13 protein-coding genes are annotated in these 15,771 nt (G+C 69.0%); 4 read left to right on the plus strand and 9 right to left on the minus strand.

Features of this window, described 5'->3' with window-relative positions; genetic code table 11:
- The first annotated feature begins 36 nt into the window (after positions 1-36).
- Positions 37-879: a sulfurtransferase gene (locus VGO20_RS25125; RefSeq protein WP_327505145.1), complete on the plus strand. Its 843-nt coding sequence runs from the start codon at positions 37-39 to the stop codon at positions 877-879.
- Positions 880-1,218: 339 nt separating this feature from the next.
- The gene (gene fusA / locus VGO20_RS25130) at positions 1,219-3,363 is read left to right on the plus strand and encodes an elongation factor G (RefSeq protein WP_327505146.1); all 2,145 of its coding nucleotides are present in this window, start codon (positions 1,219-1,221) and stop codon (positions 3,361-3,363) included.
- Between the two features lie 235 nt (positions 3,364-3,598).
- Here the strand turns inward: fusA and VGO20_RS25135 are convergent, their stop codons facing one another.
- The 8 genes from VGO20_RS25135 to VGO20_RS25170 all read right to left on the minus strand — a co-directional run bounded on the left by VGO20_RS25135 (position 3,599) and on the right by VGO20_RS25170 (position 9,175).
- A complete protein-coding gene (locus VGO20_RS25135) occupies positions 3,599-4,063 on the minus strand; it encodes a GNAT family N-acetyltransferase (RefSeq protein WP_327505147.1) in 465 nt (154 codons plus the stop codon).
- Positions 4,064-4,072: 9 nt separating this feature from the next.
- On the minus strand, positions 4,073-4,858 hold the full coding sequence (locus tag VGO20_RS25140) for a 2OG-Fe dioxygenase family protein (protein ID WP_327505148.1): 786 nt from the start codon (positions 4,856-4,858) through the stop codon (positions 4,073-4,075).
- 30 nt (positions 4,859-4,888) lie between these two features.
- Positions 4,889-5,215, minus strand: coding sequence for an AzlD domain-containing protein (locus tag VGO20_RS25145; protein WP_327505149.1), 327 nt, complete (start codon positions 5,213-5,215; stop codon positions 4,889-4,891).
- A complete protein-coding gene (locus VGO20_RS25150; RefSeq protein WP_327505150.1) occupies positions 5,191-5,901 on the minus strand; it encodes an AzlC family ABC transporter permease in 711 nt (236 codons plus the stop codon). The genes VGO20_RS25145 and VGO20_RS25150 overlap by 25 nt, the downstream gene beginning before the upstream one ends.
- A gap of 174 nt (positions 5,902-6,075) precedes the next feature.
- The gene (locus VGO20_RS25155; RefSeq protein WP_327505151.1) at positions 6,076-6,576 is read right to left on the minus strand and encodes a hypothetical protein; all 501 of its coding nucleotides are present in this window, start codon (positions 6,574-6,576) and stop codon (positions 6,076-6,078) included.
- A gap of 261 nt (positions 6,577-6,837) precedes the next feature.
- Positions 6,838-7,773 carry a hypothetical protein gene (locus VGO20_RS25160; protein WP_327505152.1) on the minus strand — a complete coding sequence of 312 codons (936 nt, stop codon included), beginning with the start codon at positions 7,771-7,773 and terminating at the stop codon, positions 6,838-6,840.
- A 56-nt stretch (positions 7,774-7,829) separates the two neighbouring features.
- Positions 7,830-8,783 carry a CsgG/HfaB family protein gene (locus tag VGO20_RS25165; RefSeq protein WP_327505153.1) on the minus strand — a complete coding sequence of 318 codons (954 nt, stop codon included), beginning with the start codon at positions 8,781-8,783 and terminating at the stop codon, positions 7,830-7,832.
- Between the two features lie 41 nt (positions 8,784-8,824).
- The gene (locus VGO20_RS25170) at positions 8,825-9,175 is read right to left on the minus strand and encodes a hypothetical protein (protein WP_327505154.1); all 351 of its coding nucleotides are present in this window, start codon (positions 9,173-9,175) and stop codon (positions 8,825-8,827) included.
- Between the two features lie 662 nt (positions 9,176-9,837).
- Between VGO20_RS25170 and treZ the strand changes: the two genes are divergently transcribed.
- A complete protein-coding gene (gene treZ / locus VGO20_RS25175) occupies positions 9,838-11,727 on the plus strand; it encodes a malto-oligosyltrehalose trehalohydrolase (protein WP_327505155.1) in 1,890 nt (629 codons plus the stop codon).
- 89 nt (positions 11,728-11,816) lie between these two features.
- Complete coding sequence (locus tag VGO20_RS25180) at positions 11,817-12,707, plus strand: YqaJ viral recombinase family protein (protein ID WP_327505156.1); 891 nt, start codon at positions 11,817-11,819, stop codon at positions 12,705-12,707.
- 634 nt (positions 12,708-13,341) lie between these two features.
- On the opposite strand, the gene recD2 is transcribed toward VGO20_RS25180, so the two are convergent.
- Complete coding sequence (recD2, locus tag VGO20_RS25185; protein WP_327505157.1) at positions 13,342-15,750, minus strand: SF1B family DNA helicase RecD2; 2,409 nt, start codon at positions 15,748-15,750, stop codon at positions 13,342-13,344.
- Positions 15,751-15,771 lie beyond the last annotated feature (21 nt).

Here is a 15,771-nt window from a genome sequence, read left to right on the forward strand (position 1 = left end):
GCGAGAAGACGATATCGTGACCAGGCGAGGATTCGAATGACCACCGAGACCCCCTTTCCCCACCCCGGCCCGCTCGCGGACCCGGAATGGCTCCACCGCCACCTCGACGATCCCGGCCTGCGCATCGTCGACGTCCGCAGCGGGGCCGACGCGTTCCGGCAGGCGCACGTGCCGAACGCCGTGCATGCCGACTACGCCGCCGCCGGCTGGCGCGCCGCCGCCGAGGGGGCGCCCGGCATGCTGCCGCCGGTCGACCGCCTGTGCGACCTCGTGTCCTCGCTCGGGATCGGCAACGGCACGCTGGTCGTGCTGGTGGCGAACGGGCTCACGGCCGGCGACTTCGGCAACGCCGCCCGCGTCTACTGGACGTTCAAGGTGCTCGGCCACGACCGGGTGACGATCCTGCGCGGCGGGCTCGCGGGCTGGACGTCCGACCCCGCGCGCCCGGTGGAAGCGGGGCCCGGCGCCGATCCCGAGCGCCGGCCCTTCACGGCCAGCTACCGCCCCGGGCTGCGCGCGGCGGTCGACGAGGTCGAGAACGCCAGCGAGACCGGCCACAGCGTCCTCCTGGACGCCCGCAGCCTGGCGCAGCACCGCGGCGAGGAGAAGAGCCCCGCCGCGCGGGTGCCCGGGACGATCCCCGGCGCGATGTGGCTGGACTGGGAGCGGCTGTATTCCGCCGGCGAGCTGAAGACGCCCGCGGGAGCGGTGCCGGAGGACAAGCCCGTCATCGCGTTCTGCAACACCGGCCACTCCGCCGCCCTGGCCTGGTTCGTCCTGAGCGAGGTCGAGGGGCGCCCGGACGTCTCGCTCTACGACGGCTCGATGTCGCACTGGACGCAGGACCCGTCCCACCCCGTCGTGGCCGGGGGTACTTGAGCGCAGGCCCGGGCAGCGGCAAGGGCAGAGAACGGCACGCAGGACGGTGCGAAGAGCGGTGCGGGGGGTGCCTGCGCTCCCCGCATGCCTCCCGCGCGTTTATTTCCTTGATCCGTGCGCGCGAATGGTCATTTATGTGCCGTCTGATTTGACCAGCGAGTGCCGGGCAATTCGTGGCCACCCACCAAGGTAGACCTCCTTGTCCGGATCGTCCTCCGGGGCGGCGCTTAATGGAATATTCATCAGACGGACGTTGACTGGCGGCGAGGCGGCAGGCATAAGGCTGCGCCCACGCTTGTTCTATTTTTTGGCACTCACTCCTTCTGACCGGAGCCTTGCATGCCCCGTACGACTCCGCTCGCCGATCTGCGGAATATCGGTATCATCGCACACGTCGACGCCGGGAAGACGACCACGACCGAGCGGATCCTGTACTACACGGGTCGCAAGCACACGGTGGTCGACATCCACGACACCAAGGACCTGAAGACGTCCACGACGACCGACTACATGGAGCAGGAGCAGAAGCGCGGGATCACGATCCAGTCCGCTGCCGTCTCCTGCTTCTGGAAAGACAAGAAGATCAACGTCATCGACACGCCCGGCCACGTCGACTTCACCATCGAGGTGAACCGGTCGCTGCGCGTGCTCGACGGCGCGGTCGTGGTGTTCGACGGCGTCGCCGGCGTGGAGCCGCAGTCGGAGACGAACTGGCGCCTGGCGGACAACTACCGGGTCCCGCGCATCTGCTACGTCAACAAGATGGACCGTAGCGGCGCGAACTTCCGGCGTTGCGTCGACATGATCAAGAACCGCCTCGGCGCGCGTCCGCTGCCGATCCAGCTTCCGCTGGGTTCGGAAGACAACTTCCGCGGCATGATCGACCTCGTCGAGATGAAGGCGTACCTCTGGTTCTCGGACGAGAAGGACGCCAAGATGGAGGTCTGGGAGATCACCGACGACCTCGCGGCGAAGCTGAACATCGACGTCGCCGAGGACCTGGAGATCATCAAGAGCGTCTCCGCCTATCGCCAGGAGCTGGTCGAGACCTGCCTGGAGATGGACGAGGCGGCGATGGAGGCGTATCTCGACAGCGGCGAGGATCCGGACGCCGAGACGCTGCGCGCCTGCCTGCGCAAGGGCACGGTCAAGTCGGTCTTCAACCCGGTGCTGTGCGGCTCCTCGTACAAGAACAAGGGCGTTCAGCAGCTCCTGGACGCCGTCGTCTGGTACCTGCCCGCCCCCACCGACGTCGAGAACATCGCGACCGTCGATGCGGACGGCAACCCGGTCGGCGAGCGCAAGAGCTCGGACGAGGAGCCGTTCGCCGGCCTCGCGTTCAAGGTGATCAACGACACCTACGGCTCGCTGACCTTCGTGCGCGTCTATTCGGGCGTCGTCAGCAAGGGCATGTCGGTCCTGAACTCCACGCGCGGCAAGCGCGAGAAGATCGGCCGCATGGTCGAGATGTTCGCCAAGGACATGAGCCCGCTGGACGAGGCCCGCGCCGGCGACATCGTCGCCTTCGTCAGCCTGTCGGAGACCGACACCGGCGATACGCTGTGCGACGCGTCCAAGCCGGTGATCCTGGAGCGCATGCGCTTCCCGGACCCCGTCATCAGCGTCTCGGTCGAGCCGAAGAACAAGGGCGACCAGGAGAAGTTCTCGACCGCGCTCGGCAAGATGGTCCGCGCCGACCCGTCCCTGCGGCTCGAGAGCGACCGCGAGACCGGCCAGACCATCCTGCGCGGCATGGGCGAGCTGCATCTCGAAGTGACGCTCGACCGCATGCGGACCGAGTTCGGGGTGGAAGGCAACATGGGCCGTCCGCAGGTGGCGTATCGCGAGACGATCACCGGGCCGGTCGAATACACCTACACCCACAAGAAGCAGACCGGCGGCTCCGGCCAGTACGCCGAGGTCAAGATCGTGTTCGAACCGCTCGAGCGCGGCCAGGGCTTCAAGTTCGAGGACAAGGTCGTCGGCGGCTCGATCCCGCGCGAGTACATCCCGTCGGTGCAGAAGGGCCTGGAAGTGCAGAAGGAGGACGGCGTCCTCGCCGGCTATCCGACGGTCGACTTCAAGGCCAGCCTGATCGACGGCAAGTACCATGAGGTCGACTCCAACGCGCTGACCTTCGAGATCGCGGCCAAGGCCTGCTTCCGCGAAGGGATGCGCAAGGCGAGCCCGGTCCTGCTGGAGCCGGTGATGAAGGTCGAGGTGGTGGCCCCCGAGGAGTATCTCGGCGACATCATCGGCGACATCAACCGCCGTCGCGGCCTGATCCTCGGCCAGCTCGAGCGCGGCACGAACACCGCCGTCGAGGCCCATGTGCCCCTGTCGGAGATGTTCGGCTACATCGGCCAGCTGCGCGGCATGACCTCGGGCCGCGGCTCCTACACGATGGAGTTCTCGCACTACGACCCGGTGCCGAAGAACGTCGCGGAAGAGATCGTCGCGGCGAGCTCGACGAAGGCGGCCTGACGGCTCGCTGGAATCCGGCCAAACGAGGAAGGGCCGCCCCGGATCGACCGGGGCGGCCCTTTTTCGTTGGGTGAGATGGCCGTCCCGGCCTTGGAGCATTTCCGGATGAACCGGAAACGCTCGGGGACTTCGTGTCCCTCAAGCGCCGGCGCCGCATCCGCGGCTTTGCTTTCGCCCCTGGCGGGGCGGGGGCGCGGTCGCGCCCCTGAGGGTTTCCGGACGAGCCGGAAACCCTCTAGTCGAGGTCGCGCTCCAGGGCGATCTCGCCCGGGACGGGGCTGAAGCCCATGCTGTTCCAGAACGGCCCGGCCGCAACCGACGTTTCGGCGACGAACAGGAAAACCCGGCGGATCCCGTCGGCCCTCAAGCTCGCCAGCGCCCGCTCGACCAGGACCCGGCCGACGCCTTCGAAGCGGAATTCCGGGTCCACCGCGATGTGGTTGACGGAGCCGCGGACGCCGATGCTGCCGGCGAGCACGGCTCCCACCACCTCTCCCCTGCGGCTGCCGTCCTGCCGGCGGGCGAGGTAGGACGCATCCCCCTCGCGCGACAGCACCTTGGCCAGCAGCCCTTCGTCCTCCCAGTCGCAGAAGGCGACTTCGGGAAAGCGCTCGAAGAACGTCGCGACCTCGGCAGCGTCGCCGGCGGTCATCCGGTCGACGCTCCAGGCGAGCACGGGCTTTTCCAGCGCCGCGCGCATCGCCGGCCCCTACTCTTCCGTCTCGTAGGGCGAGTCCGGCAGCGAGAAGGAGATCGCAAGGAGGTCGCGATGGCCGGGCACGTCGCCGGCCGCCGAGATCGGCGTCACGTAGTGCTTCATCCGCCGGTCCTCGAACCAGAGGGTGTCAAGCGGCCGCTCGAAGGTGCGCGAGGCGAGGCGCTCGCCCTCGCTGGTGTAGACGCTGCTTTCGCCGCCGACCACGCCGACGCGGTTGATCAGATGCACGCCCGCGAACGGGTAGCCGTCGCAGTGCACGCCTTCCGGCGTGATCGGCGTCGTGCTGCCGGGGGCGACGACGATGCGGATCATGTGGATCTGGCAGATCCACGTGCGCAGGCGGTATTCCTGCGGAAGCGGATACTGGTCGAAGTCGTAGCGGACGAGCTCGTTGAAGAACGGATTGTCCACCGTCTCCACCTCGACGTCGCCGAAATGCCGCTCCTTGCCGCCGACATAGGCGTTCTGCCGCTCGCTCTGGTAGTAGCGGATGTGGTTGCGGCGGGTCATCGAGCCCGTGCGGGGGTCGAAGTCGAAGTCGCTGTAGCGGCGCACGCGATAGCAGCCTTCGCCGCCGCCGTAATAGGGATCGGGATCGAGCCGGTCCCAGAACGCCTGGAGGGCCGCGACATGCGGCTTCAGGTCGTCGTCGATGATGAACTCGTCGCCGCCGGCGAGCGCGTAGAGGTCGCGCTCGACGCCGGCCCGGATGTCCTTGGAGACGCGGAGTTTCCGGGCGGCGGCGCCGGTCGGCAGAGTATCAACGGCAGCGGTCATGTGCAGGCCTCATGGCAGGAGTGAACGGAGCTACATCGGAAGCTCGCGCAGCAGCGTGAGCCCGAGCATGCCGGTGAGCACCGTGGCGAACAGGCTGCGCGTCAGCACCCCGACGAGGATCGTCGGAACCGCAGCCCAGAGTTCGAGATTGGAGAACCCGAGATCGACCGCCCCCTCGCGCAGCACCAGGGCGGGCAGCAGCATCGCGGAGACCACCGAGATCGGGACATAGGCGAGCCAGACCCGCCACGCGTCGGGCAGCGACCGCTTCGACAGCAGCCAAGCCGGCAGCAGGCGCGGCAGATAGGTCACCAGCGTCATGCCGACGATGGTCAGGAAGACCGCCGACTGATCCATTTCTCCGCTCCCAGGCCGAGGGTGGCGCACAGCACCGTGGCCACGACGATGTTCCAGTAGTCCAGGCCCGCGAGGGCGGCGGCGCAGGCGGTCAGCCCCGCGGCGAGGCCGACCAGGAACTGAAGCCGCGTGCGTACCATCATCGCCAGCAACGCGATGAACATGGCGGACAGCGCATAGTCGAGCGCCAGCACCTCGATCCCCACGAGGACGGGTCCGGCGATGACGCCCAGAACCGTTCCGAAGACCCACGACCCGTGGGCCGTCGCGTTGACGGCGATCGCCTCCCCCTTGTCGAGGGGGCCGCTCTCGAAGCGCGCGGCGTGGAGGGCGAAGGCCTCGTCCGTCAGCCCGTAGGAGAAGAAGGCGATCTCGTACCAGCGCCAGCCGCGCAGATGGGGCGACATCGCCGACGACATCAGCATGTGGCGCAGATTGACGATGAAGGTCGTCGCCACGATGACGACCGGGTCCGCCGAGAGGGCGATCAGCTGCACGGCGACCAGCTGGGAGGCGGCGCCGAGCACCATGACGCTCATCAGCACCGCCATCAGGGGAGACAGCCCGGTTTCCAGGGCCAGGATGCCGAATGCGATGCCCACCGGCAGGTAGCCGAAGGCCATCGGCATCGCACGCGACAACCCGGTGATCCAGCCCGAAGAGGATACGGCGTTGTCGATGCTCATACGTCCCCGCGCCAGGTCGCCGTCACCCCGGGTCGCGTCGCGCGATGTCCGGTCGGGTCCAGAGCGCGCAAGATAATATGCAGTTAATGGGAATTCAAGTATTCACATATAAACATACATGAGAATTCATAATATAATAAAAAGACAACGTGGGTGCCCTCGGCGAGTACCGGGCTACTTTGCGGATGCGGGTGCCGGCGCCCGGGGAGCGATCCGGTACGACACCGCGGTGGCGAGGCGGTCGAGCGCGGACGCCTCGTCGATGACCGGCGACAGCGGCCCGAGGATGTCGGCCCGCGCCGCGCCGGCGCCGTCGGCGAGAGCCAGCCGGCCGGGCGTCCGCCCGGAGACCAGCGAGCCATCGAACGGCACCACGCCCAAGCTCCGGAGGCCGACGAGCGGGAGGCCCACGCCCTCGCCCGCCAGCGGCAGGCCCGACAACGGACGGAAAGCGAGAAGCCGGTAGGCGAGTGGCCCGGACGCGAGCAGTCCGGCGCCGGAAAGCGGCCCAGCGCCCAGCGGGAAGGTCCGGGTCACCGATGCCGGTCCCAGCGAATCGGTAAAAGAGACGGCCGACCGCGACACGGTGATGACCGTCGTCTGGGCAGCCAGCGGGCCGGCTGCCAGGATCAGCGGGACGGCGACGGCGAGGCGGCACAGCACGGATGACGACATGAACCCTCCTTCGGTGCGGGCAACTCCTCCTTCGGGAACGCATGCGACGCCGATACGACGCGGAGATCCGAAGGGAGTTAGTCCAGAGGCTCGTCCTGCCCCGGAAGGCTGGACCGAAGGAGCAGCTTGACACGACGCGGGCCGCGGACGCACACGAAAGAAGGCCGGGGCGGATGCCCCGGCCAAGTTCGCGGTACAATGGCAATGGGGATCGGCGGAGGGCGTCAGCCCAACCGCCGGCCCCGGTCACTCACGCATCCGTCATTCGCAGACGCCGCACGCGTCCGTGATGTTGATGGAGTTGCCGATGTTGGCCGCGGTGATCGCGCCGCCGAGCATCTCGCTGAACTTGCCCGACGCCACCGCCACCTGGGCGTTGCCGCTCGCGTACTGGACCGTGGCGTAGAGGTCGCCCTCCTCGCCGCGGAAGCGGCTCGACCCGTCCTCGATGCTGACGGAGTTCAGGATGTTCGCCGCCGTCATGCTGACGTTTTCCAGCTCCGGCGTGTAGCCGGCGCATTCCTTGCAGGCGTTGACGTACAGCTCGGCGTACTGGACGTTGCCCACCGCGGACTGGGCATTGACGTAGAGGTCGCCCTTCACGAACTCGCGCACGGTCTTGGTGACTTCGGTCGTCTCGGTGCCGTACCAGTGGCCCTTGACGAAGACCGGGGCGTTGCCGTCGACCTCGCCGTCGATCCAGGTGTTGCCGTCCACCTCGCCGTCGATCTCCACCGTCCCGATAATCGGCAGGTTGACGTAGCTGTCGACGTCGAGGCCGTCGGTCTGGGCATGGCCGTCGATGTCGAGGCCGTCGGTGAGGGCGATGCCCTTGGCGAACACCTTGCCGCTCTCGGTGACGGTCGTCGTCGTCGTGTCCTTGTAGGTCTTCGGCGCCGGCGTCTTGTCCTCGATGCCGATGGAGTTGCCGATGTTGGCGGCGGTCACCGAACCATAGACCCACTTGCCCTGGTTGCTGTCCCAGTACCGCTTCATGTCGCCGAGCCGGGTGTCGACGACGGCCTTCTGGAAGTTGCCGTAGAAGCCCTGGCCGTTGGCGTAGAGGTCGCCCACCTCGTCCATCGCGTCGGTGACGGCGGGCAGGAAGCTGTCGACCAGCTCGCGCGCCACGTCGTTCGCCGCCGCGGGGCTCGCGAAAGCGAGGACGGCCGCCGAAGCAAGGAGAAACCTTTTCATGGTGTGATGTCCCTTCCCGTTTTTGGTTGGTTTGGGGTGCTTGGATCGACGCCCGCTCACGGGGCGGGCGGCGTCTCGGGACGCAGGGCCGGGGTCGTATCCGGGACCTGAGCCGACGCGGTCGGCGAGGCTCCCTCGCCCGAGTTGGTGACCGCCCCCGCCTGCTCGAGAGCGTCGATCCCCTCACGACATCCCTGGATGTCGTAGAGGTCCGTGAGGAGGTCGAAGACCGCGAGTTGCAGCATCGACCTCATTGCCATCTGCATCGGCTCGTTCTTCTTGTCGCCGAGGTCGACCTCGACGAGGTAGTTGCCGAAGAACCGGCCGATGCCGGCGCCGACCTCCTGGCCGACGATCTGTTTCTGGAGCGACACCGCCGAGACGACGCGGGTCGAAGGCGTGTGCACCAGACGCAGGTCCAGCCCCACGACGGCGCGGAACTGACGGTTGCGCGCCCCGATCCCGGCGACCATCACCTCGCCGCCGCCGCTGCTGATGCCGAAGTCCAGCGTGTTGATCGAGCCGAGGATGTAGAAGTCGGAGCCGCGGATCATGCCCTCGGGCATGGGCCTGTAGCGGATCTCCCGCGTATCTCCCTCGGCCGTCCGGATGGTCTGGGACAGGCCGTCGCCCAGAGCCCTCTTGTCGGCCTGCATCTGTTCGAAGAGCGGCACGCGGGTGTCCAGGCGTTCCACGAGACCGACGACGCCGGCCTTCACCAGCGCCGAGCTGATGATGTCGCCGGCACCCTGGGTCACGAAGTTGCCGGTGCCGCCGTTCTCGACCGAGATGCGGCCGGTACGGTCCGCGACGTCGCCGACCGCGAGGGTGTAGGAGCGGCCGGGAATGGGGGTCCGCGCCAGACAGGCCAAGGCTTCGTCGTAGGGGGTCGTCAGCGTCTGGACCGGCGGCCCCGCCAGCAGCGGCGCCGGCTGGCGGGCGGGCACCGTGGCGGAGCAGGCGGTGAGCGCCGCGAGCGCGACGCCCAGCAGGGCGATGTTTCTGATCATGGCGAGGGTCCTCCCGTTCACGTTCTTTCGCGGTCCGCCGGTCAGTTCGTGATCGGGACGCTCGAGCCGTCGCCATAGATGATGACGCTGGAGTTGCCTTCCGAAACCGTGCTGGTGTCGAGGGTGTTGTTGTCGCCCTGGACGTCGTAGTTCATCATCGTGTCGACGTTGAAGGACGACGTGCTGTTGATCGTCGTCGTCGACTGCAGCCCGCCATTCTCCTGCTGTTCGATCAGGGTGGCCCGGTTCAGCCGCACCAGCGCCGACGAGGCGCTCGGAAATCCGTAACTGGCGTTCCAGTCGTTCGAGGCGGTTGCAGTCGTGTCCTGTGCGGCGACCGGGACGGCCGACAGGAGCGTCGTCACGACTGCGACCAGAAGCGGTTTGCGCATGACCTACCCTCCAGCTCTCGATGCGGCTTCTCGATTACGGGTGTCTCACCCCGCCGGGACTTCCAGTCTTCGAGGTCAAAGCGTCCCCTGCCTGCGCACCGGTCATCGGGGCAGAGATCAACAAGTCAGGGGACCATCCTGGACGGGAGAAGACCTTCTCGCCGGTTCGATTTTCGCCTGTGATATTTTTCGATTATTTTTGAGCGTTCGACGACCAAGTGTGTACAGCACCGAATGGCCGCCGGTCTATTCGTTCGGTCAGGGTAACACTCCGACCGAACGGGCAAGCATCGTGGAGCAAAAGGCAATTTCTCTCGAATACCGCTAAAAGGCGATACAGGGGCATGTTCCGGCCGTCGGCGGGCGTCTGAAACGATTTTCCAAAGATATCAAAGCATTGACCGCCCGGCCCAGCCACGGCCGGAACGCGATAAGGGGGTATCGGCCGGCCCTGCCCCCTCCCTCCGGGTCGGCGGCGCTTGCCGCGACGCCTTCGTTATTTCCGCGCCGTGCCCTCGAACCCGGCCTCCGGAGCGGCTCCTCTCCCCTCGGAGAAACCGTCGGTCGAAGCGGCGCGCGCCGGGAGCCGGAAGGGAACCCGGCGGAGTGCCGCCTGTTGGCGTGAGCCGCATCGATGGGAGGGTCCTGGGGAGGTACCGGGAATGGGCGGAACGACAGTGGCGGGAGCCGCGGGGCGTCGGCTGCCGGTGGGAGCGGAGCCGGTCGCGGGCGGCATTCATCTGCGGGTCTGGGCGCCGGACCGCGGCCGGGTGGCGGCCCGCATCGAGGAGGAGGAGGCCGGCCCGCCGGTGGAGCTGGCGCCGGAAGGCGGCGGCTACTGGTCGGGCCTGCTGCCCGGGAGGGGCGCCGGCACGCTCTATTCCTTCCTGCTCGACGACGACGGCCGTGCCTATCCGGACCCGGCCTCGCGCTTCCAGCCGGAGGGGCCGCACGGGCCGTCGCAGGTGGTCGACCCGCATGCCTACCGATGGCGCGACGAGGGCTGGCGCGGCCCGCCGGAAGGCGGCCAGGTCATCTACGAGATGCATGTCGGCACCTTCACGCCGGAGGGGACGTGGCAGGCGGCGGCCGAGCAGCTTGCCCATCTCGCCGATCTGGGGGTCACCGTGCTGGAGGTGATGCCGCTGTCGGAGTTTTCCGGCCGGTTCGGCTGGGGCTACGACGGCGTGTGCCCTTTCGCGCCGACGCGGCTGTACGGGACGCCGGACGACGTGCGCCGCTTCGTCGACCGGGCGCATGGGCTCGGGCTCGCGGTGATCCACGACGTCGTCTACAACCATCTCGGCCCGGACGGGAACTACCTGCCCCACTTCTCGGCGGAGTATTTCAGCGACCGCTACGACAACGAATGGGGCGACGCGCTGAACTTCGACGGGCATGGCTGCGGCCCGGTGCGGGAGTATTTCCTCGCCAACGCCGCCTACTGGATCGATGAGTTCAGGTTCGACGGCCTGAGGCTGGATGCCACCCAGCAGATCCACGACAGCTCGCCCCGCCACATCGTGGCCGAGATCGCCGAGCGCGCGAGGACCGCGGCGCGCGGCCGCCGCTGCTTCATCGTCGCCGAAAACGAGCCGCAACACGTCCGGCAGGTGGTCCCGCAGGATCGCGGAGGCGACGGGCTGGACGCGATGTGGAACGACGATTTCCACCACAGCGCCATGGTGGCGCTGACCGGCCGCAGCGAAGCCTATTACGCCAATCACCTGGGCCGGCCCCAGGAATTCATCTCGGCGGCCAAGTACGGCTTCCTCTACCAGGGACAGTACTACCCTCATCAGAAGCAGGCGCGGGGCACGCCGACCTTCGGCGTTTCGCCGCGCTGCTTCGTCACCTTCCTCCAGAACCACGACCAGGTCGCGAACTCGGCCGGCGGGCGGCGCCTGCACCACCTGACCGATCCGGGCCGCCTACGGGCCATGACGGCCTGCCTCCTGCTGTGCCCGGGAACGCCGATGCTGTTCCAGGGCCAGGAGTTCCTGGCCTCGTCCCCCTTCCACTACTTCGCCGACCACGAGCCGGAACTCGCCCGCGCCGTCGCGAAGGGCCGCACGGAGTTCCTGTCCCAGTTCCCTTCGATCGCCTCGGCCTCGAAGGACATCGTCGCCGACCCGGTCGATCCCGCCACCTTCGAGGCGAGCAAGCTCGATCCCGAGGAACGGGCGCGCAACGCCCCGGCGGTCGCCCTGCACCGGGACCTGCTGCGGCTGCGGCGGCAGGACCGGGCGTTCGACCCGGACCGGGCGGGCAAGGTGGACGGCGCCGTGCTCGGCGAGGAGGCTTTCGTGCTGCGCTTCTTCTCCGGGAGCGGAGACCGGCTGCTGCTGGTCAATCTCGGCCGCGACCTGACGCTCGAAGCGATGCCCGAACCGCTGCTGGCGCCGCCGCCGGGGTCGGTCTGGGCCTTGCTGTGGTCCAGCGAGGACCCACGCTATGGCGGAATCGGCGCGGCGACGCCGCCCGCAGCCGGCGCCTGGACCTTGCCGGGTCACGCCGCTCTCCTGCTCGCGCCGGCCGGTGATGCGAGTTGAAATGCGTTTTCGCATAGAACGAACGTTGAACTAGCTGAAGTGCATACGGTAAACTGCATTTTCGCACTTCGTCGTATGGGAACGTCATCTTGGCCATCAGCGCGGAGCAGCTTGAGTTCCGGTCCACCCGCATCGGATCGTCGGACGCCACCCGCATCATGGCCGGCGACTGGCACGCGCTGTGGCTGGAGAAGACCGGCCGGGCGGCGTCGGCCATGCTCGACTTCGTGCCCGCCGTGCAGATCGGCATCGCGACCGAGCACCTGCACGCCCGCTTCTATACCCGGCATACCGGCATCGCCTGCTATCCCGCCGACGCGGAGACCTGGATCCATCCCCTCCACGAGACGCTGGTCGCCCATCTGGACTTCCTGACCTGGAGCGAGCCGGCCGGCCCGTTCACCGGCCGGCCCGACACGATCCTGGAAGCCAAGTACTGCGCGTCGCCCTATTCGGACGTGGAGCTGGCCGAACGCTACTACTGGCAACTCCAGCACCAGATGGCCGTGTCGGGCTTCACGAGGGCGGTGCTCTCGATCCTGCGGCCGAGCAGCTATTCCTTCCTGGAGGTCGAGCGCGACGAGGCGAGAACGGCCGTGCTGCTGGAATCGGAACTGGCCTTCTGGTGGCATGTCGAGCGCGACATCGCGCCGGGCGATCCGCTTCCGGTCGAGCCGCCGGCCTTCGAGACGCTGGGTGTCGTCGACATGTCGCTGCACAACGAGTTCGCCGCCCACGCGGCCACGCTGGCCGCCCGGCGCGCCGACATGAACGCCTACAAGGATGCCGAGCGCGAGCTGAAGGCGCTGATGCCGGACGACGCCCGAGTCGCCTACGTCCCGAGGCGCGACGGGCTTCCGGGCGTCTACCTGTCGCGGGCGCGCGACGGCAAGCTTTCCCTGCGGTTCGGCAGTCTGCCGAGGAAGCACGGCGCTGCGGCGCGCCCGTGGCTGCCGGACTGGAGCGCCGCCGCGGAATGACGTCGCAAGCTGCACAAATGCAGCATCTACGCATCTTTTTACCCAATGTTGCCGCATCAGCCTTGCGGACTCGCATGAACTCGGTATGGTCGGGCCGGCAACGGGCAAGCGGGGAGACGCGGATGCCGCCGGTCAGGAAGGCGCTTTTCGACTGGATGTCGGCCGTACTGGACGAGCGCGGCTGGACCGCGTCGTCCTGGGCGCGCCGCGCCGAAGTCACGCCGACGAACGTGACGCGCTTCCTGCGCGACCCGGAGGCGGCGAGCCTGCCTTCGGCCGAGACGATCGGCCGGCTCGCCCGGGCGGCCGACAGCGAACCGACCTTCCTCGATACGGGCGCGTCGCCGCGGCCGGTCCGGGTGCCGATCCTGGAACTCGCGCAGCTTCGTGCGCTGCGCATGCTCGGCCCGCGCCAGGCAAGGGAGTACCTGGGCGAGGTCGCGGGCGGCGGCTGCCTGTCCGTGCTCTACGACCGCCAGGCGTCCGAGCGGGCCTTCGCGCTACGGCTGACCTCGCTGCACATGAACGCCGGCGGCCTGCTGCCCCAGGACGTGCTGGTGCTGGAGCCGGTGGACGTCAGGTCGCCCGCGAAGGGCGACCTGGTGGTCCTGGTCGAGGGCGACCACGTCTGCGCCTATCGCTGGCACTGCCCCCTGCTGGTGCCGGCCAGCACCGATCCGCTGTGCGAGCCGGTGCCCTGCGACGAAGCTCCGGTCATCGGCGTCGCTATCCACATGGTGCGCCCGCTGACGCGGGACGACCGGCCCTCCTGAGGAGAACCGCCTTCCCGGGGACCAGCCGACGCGGCGTCGGCGAGCAGGCCGGCGAGGCGTGCGCGCCGACGCGGCGGCCGCACGCCGGAGACCGCCTGGTCGAGAGCCGCCCGTTCGCCGACCAGCACGACCAGGGACCGGCCGCGGGTGACGGCGGTGTAGAGCAGGTCGCGGTGGAGCATCGGCGCGTGCTCGCGCGTGACCGGGACCACCACGACCGGGAACTCGCATCCCTGCGCCTTGTGGACCGTGCAGGCATAGGCGAGAGCCAAGCCGTCCAGCTCGCCGGCGGCGTAGGCCACTTCGCGCCCATCGAAGGCGACGGTCAGGCCACGCGCCTCCGGGTCGACCGCCGAGACGGTCCCGAGATCGCCGTTGTAGACGTCCCTGGCATAGTCGTTCTCGATCTGCATCACCTTGTCGCCGGGCGAGAAGGTGATGCCGAAGCGGCGGATCCGTGTCTCGGACGCGGGGTTCAGCACGCGCTGCAGTTCCTGGTTCAGCATCCGGGCGCCGAGCAGGCCGCGGTTCATCGGGCACAGCACCTGGACGTCGCGCACGGGGTCGAAGCCGAAGCGCCGCGGCACCCGTTCGGTCACGACCTGGACGACCTTGCGCAAGGCGTCCTCGGCGCTCGCGGCCTCGACGACATAGAAGTCGGTGGGCCCGGGCGGGTTCGGTTCCGGCGGCAACCCCTCCAGGATGCGGCGGGCGTTGGTCACGATCCGACCGTCGCGCGCCTGGCGGAACACGTCGGTCAGGCGAACGACCGGCACCGTGCCCGAGCCGACCAGGTCGGCCAGGACCTGTCCCGGACCGACGGGCGGAAGCTGGTCGACGTCGCCGATCAGCACCAGGGCGGCGGAGGGCGGCAAGGCCGCCAGCAGCGCGTCCATCAGGCGCAGGTCGACCATCGACGCCTCGTCGACCACCAGGAGGTCCGTCCGCAGCAGCCGAGCCTCGTTGCGCCGGAAGCCGCCCGCCCCCGGGTCGGCCTCCAGCAGCCGATGCAAGGTGGCGGCCGGCTGCCCCGTCGCCTCGGCGAGGCGCTTGGCCGCGCGCCCGGTCGGCGCGGCGAGCGCCGGTTCGGCACCCGCCGCGCGCAGCACGCGGACCAGCGCATCGACGAGCGTCGTCTTGCCCACGCCCGGCCCGCCGGTGATCACCAGGACGCCGCCGCGCAGCGCGAGGTCGAGTGCCTGCCGCTGGCCCGGCGCCAAGGACAGGCCGAGGTCGCGCTCCACCGCCGCCACGGCCGCCGCGGCGTCGATCCGCCCCCATGCCGGCTCGCCGCGGGCGAGCCGGGACAGCCGGGCGGCGATGCGCTCCTCCGCGCGGACCAGCGGCTGCGGGACGAGGCACTCGATGCCGTCCACCTCCACGACCGCGACGTCGCCGGCGGCCACCTCCAGTCCGAGGGCGGCGTCGACGATCCCCTCGGGGACGTCCAGCAGCGCCGCCGCCGACGCGAGCAGCTCGTCCGCGGGCAGGCCGCAATGGCCGTCCTCCGCGGCACGCGCGAGAACGTGGCCGATGCCGGCGCGCGCGCGCGCCATGGATGTGGGGTCGATGCCGAGGCTGCGCGCGACCGCGTCCGCACCGGCAAAGCCGATGCCGCGGACGTCGCGGGCGAGGCGGTACGGGTCCTCGCGGATCAGGCGGACCGCATCCGGCCCATAGGTCTTGAAGATCCGCACCGCACGAGCCGTGCCGACCCCGTGCGTGTGGAGGAACACCATGATCTCGCGGATGGCCTTCTGTTCGTGCCAGGCCTCCAGGATGCGCTCGGCACGCAACGGCCCGATGCCCGGCACGGCGCGCAGGCGCGCGGGCTCGTGCTCGATCACGTCGAAGACGGAAGCGCCGAAGGCGCGGACGAGCCGGCGGGCATGCACCGGCCCCAGCCCCCGGATCAGGCCGGAGCCGAGATACTTCTCGATCGCCTCGGCGGTCCCGGGCAGACGAACGCGCACCAGCTCGGCGCGGAGCTGAAGGCCGTGGCGCGGGTCCTGGACCCAGTTGCCGGCCGCCTCGACCCATTCGCCGGGCTCGATCGCGGCGGTGTGGCCGACCAGCGTGAGCGGCCGGCGCACGCCGTCGGGCTTCACCCGCAGCACGCAATAGCCGGTGTCGGGGTCGTGGTAGGTGACCCGCTCGATGCGCCCGGTCAGCACGTCGAACGCGTCGGCGCCCGCTTGCGCGCCCGCACCGGAGACGATGGACGCGCCGGATGCGGTACCGAACGGGAGGGAAGGCTGGATGATGGACATGAACGGGCCTCCGTCGGCCGA

The organism is Arenibaculum sp. (assembly GCF_035998295.1).
GTDB lineage: Bacteria > Pseudomonadota > Alphaproteobacteria > Azospirillales > Azospirillaceae > DASYHS01.